The sequence below is a fragment of the Gardnerella sp. DNF01189 genome (assembly GCF_049244195.1).
GTDB classification, from domain to species: Bacteria; Actinomycetota; Actinomycetes; order Actinomycetales; family Bifidobacteriaceae; genus Bifidobacterium; species Bifidobacterium swidsinskii.
Genome location: NZ_CP058385.1, coordinates 1,470,878 through 1,484,796, shown reverse-complemented (window position 1 = coordinate 1,484,796; position 13,919 = coordinate 1,470,878). Strand labels below are relative to the sequence as shown.

The following is a 13,919-nucleotide window of genomic DNA, read 5'->3' as shown; positions in this document are numbered from 1 at the left end:
AAAACTCAGCGACAGATGCTAAACAAAAAGTCTCTTGACGAATTAACGCCAAGAGACTTATAAACCAACAATCACTAAAAACGATTGCCTATATGACTACTATCTTACTTGCGATGAGCGCGATAGAAGCGAATCAAGCTCTGCGTAGAAGCATCCTGAGCTGCCAAAGCTTCATCATCCTTAGAAATTGCAGGAGTAATCTGCTTTGCAAGCTGCTTTCCAAGCTCCACACCCCACTGATCGTAGGAATCCAAGCCCCACACGGTACCTTCAACGAAGGTGATGTGCTCGTAGAGAGCAATCAACTCACCCAAGCTAAATGGAGTCAAAGCATCGCCGAAAATGGACGTGGTTGGACGGTTGCCCTTGAACACGCGAGCTGGCACAATCTCCTCTGGAGTGCCTTCAGCGCGAACTTCATCAGCAGTCTTGCCGAAAGCAAGAGCCTTAGTCTGTGCAAGATAGTTGCCCAAGAAGAGCTCGTGCACATCCTGATCGCCATCCTTAGTAGGATTTGGCGTGTTCACGAAAGCAATGAAATCAGCTGGAATAAGCTGAGTGCCCTGGTGAATCAACTGGTAGAAAGCGTGCTGACCGTTGGTGCCTGGCTCGCCCCAGAAGATTTCGCCGGTTTCGCTTGTTACAGGAGTGCCGTCCCAGCGCACAGACTTACCGTTAGATTCCATGGTGAGCTGCTGCAAATAAGCTGGGAAGCGGTGCAAGTACTGATCGTATGGAAGCACAGCGTGAGAAGCAACCTTGTAGAAATTGCGGTACCAAACGTTGAGCATACCAAGAAGCACAACAACGTTCTTCTCGAATGGAGTCTCAGCGAAGTAGGTATCGATTGCGTGGAAGCCCTTCAAGAACTCTTCGAAACGCTCTGGACCGAGGACAACAGCCAAAGAAGTGCCGACAGCGGAATCCACAGAGTAGCGGCCGCCAACCCAGCTCCAGAAGCCAAAAGCGTTGGTTGGGTTGATGCCGAACTCTTCAACCTTCTCAAGGTTGGTGGAAACAGCCACGAAGTGCTTAGCAACAGCTTCAGCCTTCTTTGCGTCGCTTCCGTCAATAGCACCGCACTCCTGAAGCTTGTTCAGCAACCAAGTGCGAGCGGTACGAGCATTGGTCAAAGTCTCCAAAGTGGTGAAGGTCTTGGAAACAATGATGAACAAAGTGGTTTCTGGATCCAAATCCTTGGTCTTTTCTGCCATATCGTTTGGATCAATGTTAGAAACGTAGCGAGCGCTGATGCCGGCGTCAGCGTATGGCTTCAAGGCTTCGTAAACCATGACTGGACCCAAATCGGAACCGCCAATACCAATGTTTACAACAGTCTTGATGTTCTTGCCGGTAACGCCCTTCCAAGCGCCAGAACGAACTTCGTTAGCGAAATCGTAAATGCGACCCAATACTTCACGCACGTCTGCAACGGTATCTTGACCGTCAACAATGAACTTGCCAGCATCCTCTGCAGGACGACGCAAAGCAGTGTGCAAAACTGCACGATCTTCGGTATTGTTAATGTGCACGCCGGTGTACATTGCCTTAGTGCGCTCGTCAAGCTTGACTGCCTTTGCAAGGTTTGCGAAAAGCTTAAGAGTTTCAGGCTTAATTAAATTCTTAGAAAGATCGAAGTGGAGATCTCCAGCTTCGAAGCTCAACTTATCCACGCGATTTGCGTCCTCGGCAAACCACTTCTTCAGGCAAACGCCTTCTGATTGCAACTCGTCGTAATGCTTCTGCAATGCAGCCCACTCTGGGGTTTTTACGGCGTCAACTGGCGGATTGATGGCCATTGTAAGGTCCTTTCATTTCTTCAACTGACGTGACAGCAACCGTCACTATAGTCCAATTCACAAGATACTCACAAAAGCAGACAGAAACACGCGAAGCTTAACACAAAAATGAACACAATCACACTGATAATTTACACATAAAAATTTGTAGTTTGAGGATGTGCAGTGCTCCAAACGCGCGCAACCTACCCTGCATTTGGAGGGTTATCTGTGGTTTATCACTCCAAACGCGAGGAAATTATCTCACATTTGGAGCATTATCTATTGCACGACGCGCCAAATTGGACAAATTCAAAAATATGATATATAGTGTTTGATTTGTGCGCGAGTCGCGAATGCGTCTCGGGCAACATGCCACTTTAGCTCAGTTGGTAGAGCGTCTCCCTCGTAATGAGAAGGTCGACAGTTCGATTCTGTCAAGTGGCTCTCTGACTCACTCGAGTGTATTAATACTTTTGATTTGTTTTTATTCGCTCGATTGTTTATATGAGTCTATGCGCGAGTGGCGGAATGGTAGACGCGCAGGATTTAGGTTCCTGTGTCTTACGACGTGTGGGTTCAAGTCCCATCTCGCGCACGAAATTTTTCGCTTATTCAGTAATAAATAATGCCTGCAACTCCGGCAAAAGTGCGCGCAAAGCATTACCTCTGTGCGAAATAGCATTCTTTTCTTCTTGAGTCAGCTCTGCACTAGTCAAACCTTTCATTTGCACACCATCGCGAATAGGCTGAAGATCTGGCACAAACAGCGGATCATAGCCGAAACCATTAATTCCGCGCGCCTCGCGCAACAAGTGACCAACCATTTCTCCGACTCGAACAGTCTCAAAGCCGTGAGAATGCGACATAACACTGCCTTCAGGAACCTCACTGCACCCATCCGGAATAGCAAGAGCTGCAGCACAACGAAAACGAGCAGTACGACATTGATCTGGGATATCAGAAAGTTGGCGCAAAAGAAGCTCATTATTAGCTTTATCATCTCCATGCACACCACTCCACCTAGCAGAAAGAATACCAGGGGCAGCACCAAGCACATCAACGATAAGACCCGAATCGTCTGCAATAGCGGGATAACCTGTTCTTGCAGCAACATCACGCGCTTTGAGCAAAGCATTCTGTTCAAAAGTCACGCCAGTTTCCACAGGATCAGGCAAGCCAAGAGAACCTGCAGTTACTAACTCGAAACTGTCTGCAAGTTTCGACAATTGCTCCTCTAAAATTTGCTTGATTTCAACGAGTTTTCCCTCATTATGTGTTGCCACAATAAGCTTCACGCCCGTTCTCCTTCAATCTCTTCTATTTTGCTAAAGCGGCTTTTTGAGCAGCTTGCAATTCGCGATTACCTTTAGTTGCCAAATCAAGTAACGTATTTAATTCGTCGCGATTAAATGGACGATGTTCTGCAGTGCCCTGAATTTCAATGAAAGTACCGGAACCTGTCATAGCTACATTCATATCTGTCATAGCTTGACTGTCCTCAACATAAGGCAAATCCAGCATAGGAGTGCCGTTAATAACGCCTACAGAGACAGCGGAAATAGAATCCTTAATAACATTTGCAGCAGAGCGAATATGACCATTCTTTTCTGCCCAATGAAGCGCATCTACCAAAGCTACATAAGCTCCAGTTACGGAAGCAGTACGAGTTCCACCATCCGCTTGCAACACGTCGCAATCAATTTGAATCTGGCACTCACCCATCGCTTTCATATCGACTACACCGCGCAAGCAGCGACCAATAAGACGACTAATTTCGTGAGTGCGACCACCAATTTTTCCACGCACAGATTCGCGATCAGTTCGCTCAGCTGTTGCTCTAGGAAGCATAGAATATTCGGCAGTTACCCAACCCAAACCGGAATCTCTACGCCAACGAGGCACACCAACCGTAAAAGTTGCGGTACACATTACGCGCGTATTGCCACACTCAATAAGCACAGAGCCTTCAGGAACATCAGTAAATTTACGTGTTATGTGCACAGGTCGGAGCTCGTCAACATCACGACCGTCAACGCGAATTGGTTTTACAGATTCCAACATATCCTTGATTTGAGTCATACCTCACAAATTTAGCACGTGGCTGTTATCTTCTATTTCATCTTCTTAGCACGCAGCAATTTTGTACTAAAGCTGCTCAGAAAGCTCCATCCACTCATCCTCAAGAGCACTTGCTTCTTGCTCGTTTTTTTGGAGATCTTCGTTAAGAGATTGAAGTCCAACAAAGTCACTTGGGTTATGCGCAGCCATTTGCGCTTCAATTTGCGACTTTTCTTCTTCAAGCTTTGTAAGTTTTCGCTCGATTGCTGAAACTCGCCTTGCAGCATCGTGATAGGCTTTGCCGGTAAGTTTGGGCTCAATTACTGTACTTTCTGAACTTTCTTTAGTTGTAGAATTTGCAGCACTCGAAGCATTCGCAGTACTTGAAGCGCCAACAGTACCAGTAGTACCACTACTATTTTCGTGATCGCGTTGCAGCTTTTCTACAATTTGCAAATACTCATCTACACCGCCTGGAAGGTGACGAATTTTGCCGTCAATAAGCGCAAATTGCTGATCTGTTACGCGCTCAAGCAAGTAGCGATCGTGCGAAACAACAATCAAAGTGCCAGGCCAAGTATCGAGCAAATCTTCCATAACTGCAAGCATGTCAGTATCGAGATCGTTTCCAGGCTCATCCATAATCAGCACGTTTGGTTCGTTTAGCAAAATCAGCAGCAGCTGCATACGTCGCTTTTGACCGCCCGAAAGATCCGCAATTGGTGTCATAAGCTGCTCGGGCTTAAAACCAAGCCTTTCCATAAGCTGACCTGGGGTCACTTCTTTGCCATCAATAATATAGCTAGGCTTATAGCGACTTAAAACTTCTTTTACTTTATATTTTCCAAGCTTTTCAAGCTCTTCTAGCCGCTGCGAAAGCACGGCAAATTTTACAGTCTTGCCAATATTTACGTGTCCAAGCGTAGGCTTTAGAGATCCGTCAATAATGTTTAATAATGTTGATTTTCCTGCTCCATTCGCACCCACAATTCCAAAACGATCGCCTGGACCTATAAGCCAAGTTGCATCGTCTAAAATCATGCGTCCAGTAATAGTTTTGCGCGATGCAGCTGAAGTTTCTGCAATGTTTTCTACGCTCGTAGCAGTATTTTCCGAAGTATTTTCCGCAGAATTTTCAAGAGAATTTTCTTGATTTTCGTCAACGGCAATAGTAACGCTTCCCACGTGAGTTGGTTGCGCAAAAGCAGATTCTACGATATCGACTTTATTTGATTTTTCTGCATTATCTTCACCTAAAGATGCGTTTTCTGCAATATCCGGATCGATATTTTTTAACTGCTGAGCGCTATCGAAAATTTGCGTAACGTCAATTAAATCAACAACTTGCTTACCAAGACGCGAAGTTGCCATTTTCTTCAATTCAAGAGTGTCTCTTAGCGGCGGCACATCTGCAATAAGCTCGCGCGCTTGCTTTACGTGGAACTTTTGCTTAGTAGAACGCGCACGAGCACCCCTGGAAAGCCAAGCTAACTCTTTTCTCGCCAAATTCCTGCGACGCTCTTCGCGCACATCCGCTTGGCGTTCGCGCTCTACACGTTGCATCATATAAGCGCTGTAACCACCCTCGAAAGGATCAATTACGCCGTCGTGCACTTCCCACATCGAAGTGCAAACCTCGTCCAAGAACCAGCGGTCGTGCGTCACAATCAAAAGCGCACCTTGACCGTCCTGCCAACGGTGAAGAAGATGCTCTGCAAGCCAATGAATCGTCACAACGTCCAAATGATTCGTAGGCTCATCCAAAGCCAAAATATCCCAGTCGTGCAACAATAATCTTGCTAAATCTGCGCGCCTGCGCTGACCTCCAGAAAGCGTTCCAACTTTCGCTTCCAAATTTATGCCGCCAAGAAGCGCTTCTACAATTTCGCGCGAACGCTGATCTGCAGCCCACTCGTAATCTTCGCGATTTTCAAGAGCAGCCTCGCGCACAGTTGCGTTATCGTCCAATGGATCGCGCTGGTCCAACATGCCAAAAGTAAGCCCTCCGCGCTTCGTAACGCGACCAGAATCAGGCTGCATTTTACCGGCAAGTAGTCGAAGTAGCGTTGACTTTCCGTCGCCATTTTTTCCAACAATACCGATTCTGTCACCTTCAAAAACTCCAATAGTAACGTCTTTAAAAATCGTTTTTGTAGCAAATTCTAGCGAAACTCGTTCTAATCCCAAATCATACGTAGGCATAATCCACAAATATAGCTGAACACTTATACGAAAGGATATAGAAGGAATATGGAAAAATGCAATCGCAAATGCGAACGCGAAGCTTAAAAGCGCTTGTGTTGGTAGTAGGACTATAATAATACGTGCTATGAAAACTCAGAACAATCAACAGAATATGCAGAATATGCAGAGCAAACACAATCAAAATAATCAAAACAACTCGCATGTGCAACACAACGAAGATGGAGTTTTGAGATTAGATGGCGGTGAAACACGTCCTGGAGACCCAACACAGGAACTTTTAAACGCTTTAGGCACAACTATTTCGCCGGATCTTTTGGTAGAAGCACTCACCCACCGCTCGTTCTCGCACGAGCATCCTGGCACACGAAATTATGAGCGACTTGAGTTTTTGGGCGATGCTGTGCTTGAGTTAGTTTCTACAGAAACGCTGTTTTCTGCACACCCAGACATGACTGAAGGTCAGCTTGCGAAGATGCGAGCGAAAGCTGTGTCTGAATGGGCGCTTTCTGCTGTTGCGCGCGAAAAGCTGCATGTTGGCGCGTATATTCTTCTCGGTCGCGGAGAAATGGAGCAGGGCGGAAATAATAAAGATTCAATTTTGTGCGATATTGTTGAAGCACTTATTGGTGCAACTTTTGTTGAACATGGAATTGATGAAGCTCGCAGAGTTGTGCATCGTTTGATTGACGACACTTTGGCGGAAGTGCTAACTGAAGGACCAGCTCTCGATTGGAAGACTTCGCTTACTGTCAAAGCTCACGATATGGGTTTGGAAGATCCAGAGTATCGAATGGCTGTTTCTGGGCCAGAATACGCTCCAGTATTTGAAGCTCGCGCGGTTTTGGCACATAAGGATGGCGACGAAGTGTTGGGAGTCGGAAGTGGCTCTAGCAAACGAAAAGCGCAACTCGCAGCCGCCGAAATCGCTTGGCACGCACTCGACGCGCGTAAATAAAAAGAAAAACCCTGCCACCCGTCGATGGCAGGGTTTCTATTAATAAAACCTACTTGGTGTGCTCGGAGCGAATAGCTTCACGATAAACACGACCACGGAAGGTTCCGCAAGATGGGCAAGCCATGTGTGGGAATGCCTGAGAACCGCAGTTCGGGCAAGTCACAGTCTGCACGGCAGACGCCTTCCAATTAGCGCGACGCGAATGCGTATTAGCACGCGAGGTCTTGTACTTAGGCAGTGCCATAATTCTTTCCTCTATTTCATTCAATCGATTGAGCTTAAGCGTTCTGTATATTACAGCAAGCGCCGTACAAATTGCTAATTTACGTGAACTTGAGTGAGATTTAAGCGAAATCTGTTTTGCGCAAAAGCTCGCGCTCTAAGCGCTCGCTACGAAACTCGCGTTGGAAGTCCACTGGACTTCCAACCTAAGCGAGTTTCCGCTCCGAGTTGCCTTCGCGCGCTAAATCGCAGCGCTCAGGCAGGTCGTCGCGCTTTTCATTCTGCTCAAGCTGAGCTTTCAAATCCTCTAAAGCAGCAAAACGAATATCCGTAACGTCATGATGATGATCTGGATGCTCGTTTAAGTTTTCGCCACACTGAGAGCAAAGTCCGCGACAATCCGGCTCACACAACGGTTGCAACGGCAGCTCACTTACCATCGTGTCGCGAATAAGAGCCTCAATATCCGCAAAATCACCACCCGCAACTAGAGGATACACATTGCCTGACTCGTCATTTTCATCCCAAATTTGCGATTCAGCTTCATCCGCATCGCCACGAGTATTGCGATTATCCGAACGATTAGAACGCGAGTCAGCATATGGAAAGAATACGCACACATCCACTTTCCAATCGCGACGAAGCGGCATCAAGCATCGAGTACATTCTGCATGCACCGGGGCAGTAATACTGCCCTGAAACATTAAGCCGTCAACCACAGCATCAAAATCGCCATCAACCATAACATCACTGCCTGGCTTTACGCCAATAACGTAATCTCCAATACCTTCCGGCGCCGGAAATACGCGATGCAACGACATGCTACTACCAGCGCGCGCAGCCATTTGCGCTACTGGAACAGCCCATGGTGATTGGGATGGATGCGAAGCCATTACTAATTCCTTTCCTCTTCATCATCGTCATACAATGATGAGCTAATGTCATTTTGTACGTGCGCTGCAGCTCGACGACGATCTTCCAACACTCGCTGACCCGCTTGCACATCTTGTTCTAATTTATCTAGCTGCTGCTTTAAGCCTTCCATAACAGTCGCGCAATACTGATCCGCACCTTGCGTAAGCTTGTCTGATTTTGCTTGCGCAGTAGCGAGAATGTCGCGAGCTTTCTGTTTTGCTAAAGCCGTTACGTTTTCTTGACCTGCTAAGAATTGAGCACGCTCTTGCGCTTCTTCAATTATTTCTGCAGATTGAGATTGCGCTGAGGAAACAATAGAGCTTGCTTGTGCTTGCGCTGTACGCAAACGTCGCTCTGCTTCTCGCATTAACGCAGAAGCTCGCTCCAATTGCACAGGAAGCATATCTTTCAAACGCGTTAACTGGTCAACGAACTCATCGCGATCAATTTTTACCATTCCTGCAGCAAACAGAACATTTTTGGCTTCCGAAAGAGTTGCTTCCATTGCGTCAATAATGTCGTAAACTGTAGTAAATTCAGCGCGGCTCTTTGAACGCGCTTCATCGCTTATTGTTTCTGCAGCTACTTTTGAAGTTTCAGATTCATTTTCTTCAAAGTCGATAACGCCACCATCTTCTCGCTCTCGTAAATCTGGAAGAGGGAAAGGAGAAAATGATGCTGGCGAAGAAGCTGCTTTGCTATTTTTCTTGTTCTGATTTGCACTATCAACGCCATTATCTCGCACATCTTCCGCAGCAGAAACACTTCCAACTGCCGCAACAGATGACGTTTCTGTATTGTCAGCATCTGCATCAACTAATAGGTCGCCTTCACGCGCACTTCGCACGTCGGAATGTGTTGTATTTACAACGCCGTCTTGAGCATCTTCTTCATCTGCGAGAACCGGATGTAATGGAAGCTTTTGATTGCGATCAACTTGCACTTCACGCTCCATCGTGTCGTCTCCTTCACTAGATAATCCAGAAGTCACGTCAGTAAGTTCATTTTTATTTGTCATCTTCTACTCTCCTGTTCAATTGTTCAGCATAGATGAATTATTATCTACGCCTAATGATTGCTCACTAAAAAGCTTTTTTAATAAGGGTATTACGTTATCTGGAACCATGCCAGTAACATTTCCCCCATGACGAGCAACATCTTTAACCACAGAGCTTGAAACATGCTCAAGCACAGGATCAGCAGGTAGGAAAAGCGTTTCGATACCTGCTAATTTGCGGTTCACTAGTGCCATTCCAAGTTCTGCCTCATAATCACCGTTTTGACGTAAGCCTTTTACGATTACTGTAGCACCAACTTTTGTACAGTAGTCAGTAATCAAACCAGCTGTTGAAGTTACTACTATTTTGCAATCGCGATTGAAGCTATTTTGAGATTGCGGCAAATTATTTATTGCTTCTTGAATAATTTTTACGCGCTCAGATTCAGAAAATAACGGAGTCTTTGCGGCATTTACCGCAACTAGCACATGTACTTCATCAAATAGATGCGTACAACGTTGTATTACGTCTAAATGGCCGGCAGTGACTGGATCATACGAGCCGGGGCACACAGCTATAGTCATGCTTTTAGATTATCACCCATTGCGCTCAGAACAAAAATATATTAAAAAATAGCGTTACTTTTATCGTTAAAGATAGAAGTAACGCTAATACGCAATATAAACTACTTAAATACGCAGCATAATTACTTAAAAATTAAACTTTCCTAATTCCTCGTATATGCGCTTGCATTCAGGGCAAACTGGGTAGTCATTTGCTTCGTGTCGAGGAATCCACACTTTACCGCATAAAGCTACCACTGGTCGACCAGTTAAGCGCGACTCTTCAATTCTGTCTTTTGACACATAGTGCGCAAAACGATCTGCATTACCACCATCATCTAGACGAGCATCTTCGTCAACTTCTGGACGTTCTAGAACAGAAGTGCTTGTGCCGGAACCAGAATCTGGATCTGCGGATTGCGAACCAGATTCCATAACAGCATCTAACGCATTATCTGCTTCTAAAGATGAAAACATATCGCATCCTTTCGTAACGCATTGTGTAACGAATTTCGTAGCGCACTAAAATTTAATTGAATTTTATTAGCAAAATCAAGCATAAAGCATTATCGCAACAAACGCTCAAAAAAGCTGTCAGAAACGTTAGTCTTTACGCATGAATTATTTACGAATTATTCGCGAAAATTATTTGCGAATCTTATTTAGTTATTTAGTAAAGTTTAGTTTTAAAAAGATTAATTTATAGTACTTTTACAGTACTTGAATTTCTGTTGGTATTGCAGGGTCTCCGCGCATCAAACTTTGCGCAGCCAAAGGCAGTCGCTTCAAAGCAGAAGCGCAATAATCCTGTGCGCGCATAATCGCATCGTGACCCATAAACTGTTCGTCAGCTTCACCGTCGACCATGTAATCAACTAGCAGATTTTCCCACGAATCCTTAGGCTTAAACTGAGCGAGCGCAACTTCCGAACCAGAAATCACGCGTTCGCAATCAGCTACACCGCAAGAATCGTTGCTGTAATCGTATGAACGATACGCCAACTTACGTCCAGGCACAGTCGCTTTATTCTTAGAACGCTTAGCAACAGGTTGCATTACACCATCTGCTCCCTCGCGCTCAGTAAGCTTATAAACCATTGCGCAAGTTGGAGCACCGGAGCCGGTTACAAGCATTGTGCCGATGCCGTAAGAATCCACAGGCGCATTTTGTAAGGAAGCAAGAGCATACTCGTCCAAATCATTAGTAACTGTAATCTTTGTGTTTTTAGCACCCAACTCGTCGAGCTGATTTCTTACGCGACGAGCCAAAGCGCACAAATCTCCAGAATCAATACGAATTCCACCAAGATCAGGGCCTGCAACTTCCACAGCTGTCTTTACAGCTTCCTCAATATTATAAGTGTCAACAAGAAGCGTAGTGCCTTTGCCAAGAGCGGCAATTTGAGAAGTGAAAGCGTCACGCTCAGTGTCGTGAACAAGAGTAAAGCAGTGAGCTGCGGTTCCGATTGCCTTCAATCCGTAAAGTTTTGCAGCAAGCAAGTTTGCGGTTCCCTTAAAACCGCCAATAACCGCTGCGCGAGATGCAGCAACTGCAGAATATTCGTTTGTGCGACGGCCGCCCATATCCATGCAAGGACGACCTGCGGAGGCAGAAACCATACGTGCTGCGGCAGACGCAACCGCGCAATCATAATTAAGCACAGAAAGAAGCACAGTTTCAAGCAAAGTGCACTCACCAAAAGTGCCTTCTACTTGCAAAATTGGCGAGTTAGGGAAGAACATCTCACCTTCGCGATAACCGGAAATTTTACCGTGGAATCGGAAATTTTCCAGCCATTCAATGGTTTCTGCGCTAACAATTTTACGATCACTTAAGAAACGCAAATCATCTTCCGAAAGATGGAATTTTTGCAGCTCTTCCAAAATGCGACCCATGCCGGCAACGACTCCGTAACGACGACCTTGAGGCAAGTGGCGCGTAAAAATTTCAAAAACGCACTTGCGATTTGCAGTGCCGTCTTTAAGAGCAGCGTCGAGCATAGTGTATTCATACATGTCCGTCATAAGAGCAGATGAAATCTCAGCCATGATATTCCTTTCAGTAACGAACAAAATAAAAACTAGTTACTAATTACCAATTCTTTGGGAGTGGCGTATTCGCGCGAGTAGTTAATAAGTATTCGCAACGTAACACTGGAATCATATTAGCTCTATCTACTGAGCTTGTTACTTGGCTGATACTTGGGCTGTGTGGGAAACAGCGAGCGCGACGATATACCTGAGCACTGCGCAACGGATAACGCTCCAAATGCGAGATAAGTTCCCCACATTTGGAGTGCCAAACCACAAGCTCGCACTATAAGCACTCGCTTACGAAACTCGCGTTGGAAGTCCACTGGACTTCCAACCTAAGCGAGTTTCCGCTCCGAGTTGCTTTCGCGCGCGCTGTGCTACGCTCAAGCAGGCCGTCGCGCCAACGCGAGAAAAGTTGCGCACGTTTGGAGTAATAGACAAAGCAATGCCAAATCGCAGTATAAAGAAGCATTTATAATAGCAATTATGCTTAATAAGAGTTTGAACGAAGAGACTGCAAAAGTTACTAAAGCCGCAGAAAACCTGCACTTATACAACACGGCTTCACATTCAACGAACACTTTCGTACCTAAAAAGCATGGTCAAGTAGGCATGTACGTGTGCGGCGCAACAGTGCAAAGTTCTCCGCATATTGGTCATATTCGCGCAGCGATCGCATTCGATATAATCCGTCGCTGGATGCTGCGTTTAGGATACAAAGTCACGTTTGTTAGAAACGTCACAGATATTGACGACAAAATTATGAAAAAAGCCAACGAATCAGGGCAAAATTGGTGGGAACGAGCATATATTTACGAGCGCGAATTTACAAAATCCTACAATACTTTAGGAGTGCTTGCGCCAACAGTTGAGCCACGCGCAACAGGTCATATTACAGACATGGTTGAGCTGATTGAACGCTTAATCGAACGCGGTCACGCATATGTTATTAAAGACAATGACGGAAATCCTACTGGAAATGTTTATTTTGACGTGCCAAGTTGGGAGCATTACGGCGAATTAACGCACCAAAATCAGAACCAAAATGAAACTTGCGCAGATGAAGCCGCAGCTATCGCAGACGCGAAAGGTCCAAGCGTAGACGCTGCCGAAAACGATATTTACAATCCAACAGATCCTGCAGATGCTTCACCAGACAAACACGATCCTAGGGATTTCGCACTTTGGAAAGCACCTTGCGATTTCGATCAGCCGGATGCGCGCTGGAAAACTCCTTTTGGCGAGGGACGCCCTGGTTGGCATATTGAATGCTCTGCTATGAGCCATCGTTATCTTGGAAATGATTTCGATATTCACGGAGGCGGCCTGGATTTGCGTTTCCCTCACCACGAAAACGAAATGGCACAAACGCGTGCTGCTGGATGGGAAAGCGCCAATGTGTGGATGCATTCAGCATGGGTTACCGCCAAAGGTGAAAAAATGTCAAAATCGTTGGGAAATGGGCTTTCCGTACCAGTAGTTTTGGCAAATAATTCGGCTTGGGTTGTGCGATATGCTTTGGGAGCAGTGCAATATCGCGCAATGTTGGAGTGGTCTGACCAAGCTTTGGTGGAGTCAAAATCGGCTTATGATCGCATTATGAACTTCCTCGAGAGAGCTGACAGATTGCTTGACAAGAAGCCAACTTGCGAAGAAGTGCGCTCTGTTAACGCAGACGAGCTTCCGGAAGATTTCACTCGCGCTATGAACGATGACATTAACGTTTCTGGCGCAATCGCAGAAATATTTACTACAATTCGTCAAGGAAATACTCTTATTGACGACTGCAGCAAAGATTCTTCACAAGCACAAAGCGAAAGCGTACAAAAGCTCATATATTTCGCTGTTTTGCAAGTGCGAGCTATGTTAGATACTTTGGGCTTGGATCCTTACGCAAAAACGTGGGCTTCGAACGATAATCAATCGCCTGCAGAAGGCTCAAACGGCAAGGAAAGCAAAGAACACTCAGCTTTGGACTCTTTAATTACTTTGCAACTTAAAGCTAGAGCAGATGCTAGAAAAGCAAAGGATTTTGCTACTGCAGATGCTATTCGCGACGCGTTAAATAACGCAGGAATTGTAATTGTCGATACTTCGCAAGAATCATCTTGGCATTTGCAATAAACGAAAGTAACGCAAAAGTATTAGTTAGCAAATCAAGTTAGCAATTGCACAAAAGTTACGTTAG

12 protein-coding genes and 2 tRNA genes are annotated in these 13,919 nt (G+C 45.7%); 4 read left to right on the top strand and 10 right to left on the bottom strand.

What is annotated here, in order from left to right; translation table 11 throughout:
- Nucleotides 1-104: 104 nt before the first annotated feature.
- A complete protein-coding gene (pgi, locus tag HXT41_RS06110) occupies nucleotides 105-1,799 on the bottom strand; it encodes a glucose-6-phosphate isomerase (protein ID WP_004110292.1) in 1,695 nt (564 codons plus the stop codon).
- Nucleotides 1,800-2,152: 353 nt separating this feature from the next.
- Here pgi and HXT41_RS06105 point away from each other — a divergent pair.
- Nucleotides 2,153-2,225 (top strand) — tRNA-Thr (locus tag HXT41_RS06105).
- Nucleotides 2,226-2,295: 70 nt separating this feature from the next.
- Nucleotides 2,296-2,376 (top strand) — tRNA-Leu (locus HXT41_RS06100).
- 13 nt (nucleotides 2,377-2,389) lie between these two features.
- On the opposite strand, the gene HXT41_RS06095 is transcribed toward HXT41_RS06100, so the two are convergent.
- The 3 genes from HXT41_RS06095 to HXT41_RS06085 form a co-directional block, all read right to left on the bottom strand.
- Nucleotides 2,390-3,076: a non-canonical purine NTP pyrophosphatase gene (locus HXT41_RS06095; protein WP_004110290.1), complete on the bottom strand. Its 687-nt coding sequence runs from the start codon at nucleotides 3,074-3,076 to the stop codon at nucleotides 2,390-2,392.
- Between the two features lie 22 nt (nucleotides 3,077-3,098).
- Complete coding sequence (gene rph / locus HXT41_RS06090; RefSeq protein ID WP_012913873.1) at nucleotides 3,099-3,860, bottom strand: ribonuclease PH; 762 nt, start codon at nucleotides 3,858-3,860, stop codon at nucleotides 3,099-3,101.
- Nucleotides 3,861-3,926: 66 nt separating this feature from the next.
- Nucleotides 3,927-6,041 (bottom strand): ABC-F family ATP-binding cassette domain-containing protein, encoded by a 2,115-nt coding sequence (locus tag HXT41_RS06085; protein WP_116994884.1) that lies wholly within the window; start codon nucleotides 6,039-6,041, stop codon nucleotides 3,927-3,929.
- Nucleotides 6,042-6,168: 127 nt separating this feature from the next.
- On the opposite strand from HXT41_RS06085, the gene rnc reads away from it, so the two are divergent.
- The gene (gene rnc, locus HXT41_RS06080; RefSeq protein ID WP_116994885.1) at nucleotides 6,169-6,999 is read left to right on the top strand and encodes a ribonuclease III; all 831 of its coding nucleotides are present in this window, start codon (nucleotides 6,169-6,171) and stop codon (nucleotides 6,997-6,999) included.
- Nucleotides 7,000-7,048: 49 nt separating this feature from the next.
- On the opposite strand, the gene rpmF is transcribed toward rnc, so the two are convergent.
- The 6 genes from rpmF to HXT41_RS06050 all read right to left on the bottom strand — a co-directional run bounded on the left by rpmF (nucleotide 7,049) and on the right by HXT41_RS06050 (nucleotide 11,746).
- Entirely contained in the window at nucleotides 7,049-7,243 is a 195-nt protein-coding gene (rpmF, locus tag HXT41_RS06075) for a 50S ribosomal protein L32 (protein WP_004574042.1), read from the bottom strand.
- 184 nt (nucleotides 7,244-7,427) lie between these two features.
- Complete coding sequence (locus HXT41_RS06070) at nucleotides 7,428-8,114, bottom strand: YceD family protein (RefSeq protein WP_004110281.1); 687 nt, start codon at nucleotides 8,112-8,114, stop codon at nucleotides 7,428-7,430.
- A gap of 2 nt (nucleotides 8,115-8,116) precedes the next feature.
- Entirely contained in the window at nucleotides 8,117-9,154 is a 1,038-nt protein-coding gene (locus HXT41_RS06065; protein ID WP_116431911.1) for a hypothetical protein, read from the bottom strand.
- A 15-nt stretch (nucleotides 9,155-9,169) separates the two neighbouring features.
- Nucleotides 9,170-9,718, bottom strand: a complete 549-nt coding sequence (coaD, locus tag HXT41_RS06060) for a pantetheine-phosphate adenylyltransferase (protein ID WP_012913867.1) — start codon at nucleotides 9,716-9,718, stop codon at nucleotides 9,170-9,172.
- 126 nt (nucleotides 9,719-9,844) lie between these two features.
- Nucleotides 9,845-10,174 (bottom strand): DUF3039 domain-containing protein, encoded by a 330-nt coding sequence (locus HXT41_RS06055; protein ID WP_004110275.1) that lies wholly within the window; start codon nucleotides 10,172-10,174, stop codon nucleotides 9,845-9,847.
- A gap of 234 nt (nucleotides 10,175-10,408) precedes the next feature.
- The gene (locus HXT41_RS06050) at nucleotides 10,409-11,746 is read right to left on the bottom strand and encodes a nicotinate phosphoribosyltransferase (RefSeq protein WP_004110271.1); all 1,338 of its coding nucleotides are present in this window, start codon (nucleotides 11,744-11,746) and stop codon (nucleotides 10,409-10,411) included.
- A gap of 471 nt (nucleotides 11,747-12,217) precedes the next feature.
- Here HXT41_RS06050 and cysS point away from each other — a divergent pair, with 471 nt between their 5' ends.
- A complete protein-coding gene (gene cysS / locus HXT41_RS06045) occupies nucleotides 12,218-13,855 on the top strand; it encodes a cysteine--tRNA ligase (RefSeq protein ID WP_116432045.1) in 1,638 nt (545 codons plus the stop codon).
- The last annotated feature ends 64 nt before the right edge of the window (nucleotides 13,856-13,919 follow it).

What these genes read in the sequence shown, in the direction of transcription:
- rph (WP_012913873.1), bottom strand. Translation starts at nt 3,860, where the DNA reads ATGACTCAAATCAAGGATATGTTGGAATCTGTAAAACCAATTCGCGTT.
- rpmF (WP_004574042.1), bottom strand. Translation starts at nt 7,243, where the DNA reads ATGGCACTGCCTAAGTACAAGACCTCGCGTGCTAATACGCATTCGCGT.
- pgi (WP_004110292.1), bottom strand. Translation starts at nt 1,799, where the DNA reads ATGGCCATCAATCCGCCAGTTGACGCCGTAAAAACCCCAGAGTGGGCT.
- HXT41_RS06065 (WP_116431911.1), bottom strand. Translation starts at nt 9,154, where the DNA reads ATGACAAATAAAAATGAACTTACTGACGTGACTTCTGGATTATCTAGT.
- HXT41_RS06070 (WP_004110281.1), bottom strand. Translation starts at nt 8,114, where the DNA reads ATGGCTTCGCATCCATCCCAATCACCATGGGCTGTTCCAGTAGCGCAA.
- HXT41_RS06085 (WP_116994884.1), bottom strand. Translation starts at nt 6,041, where the DNA reads ATGCCTACGTATGATTTGGGATTAGAACGAGTTTCGCTAGAATTTGCT.
- HXT41_RS06050 (WP_004110271.1), bottom strand. Translation starts at nt 11,746, where the DNA reads ATGGCTGAGATTTCATCTGCTCTTATGACGGACATGTATGAATACACT.
- coaD (WP_012913867.1), bottom strand. Translation starts at nt 9,718, where the DNA reads ATGACTATAGCTGTGTGCCCCGGCTCGTATGATCCAGTCACTGCCGGC.
- cysS (WP_116432045.1), top strand. Translation starts at nt 12,218, where the DNA reads ATGCTTAATAAGAGTTTGAACGAAGAGACTGCAAAAGTTACTAAAGCC.
- HXT41_RS06055 (WP_004110275.1), bottom strand. Translation starts at nt 10,174, where the DNA reads ATGTTTTCATCTTTAGAAGCAGATAATGCGTTAGATGCTGTTATGGAA.
- rnc (WP_116994885.1), top strand. Translation starts at nt 6,169, where the DNA reads ATGAAAACTCAGAACAATCAACAGAATATGCAGAATATGCAGAGCAAA.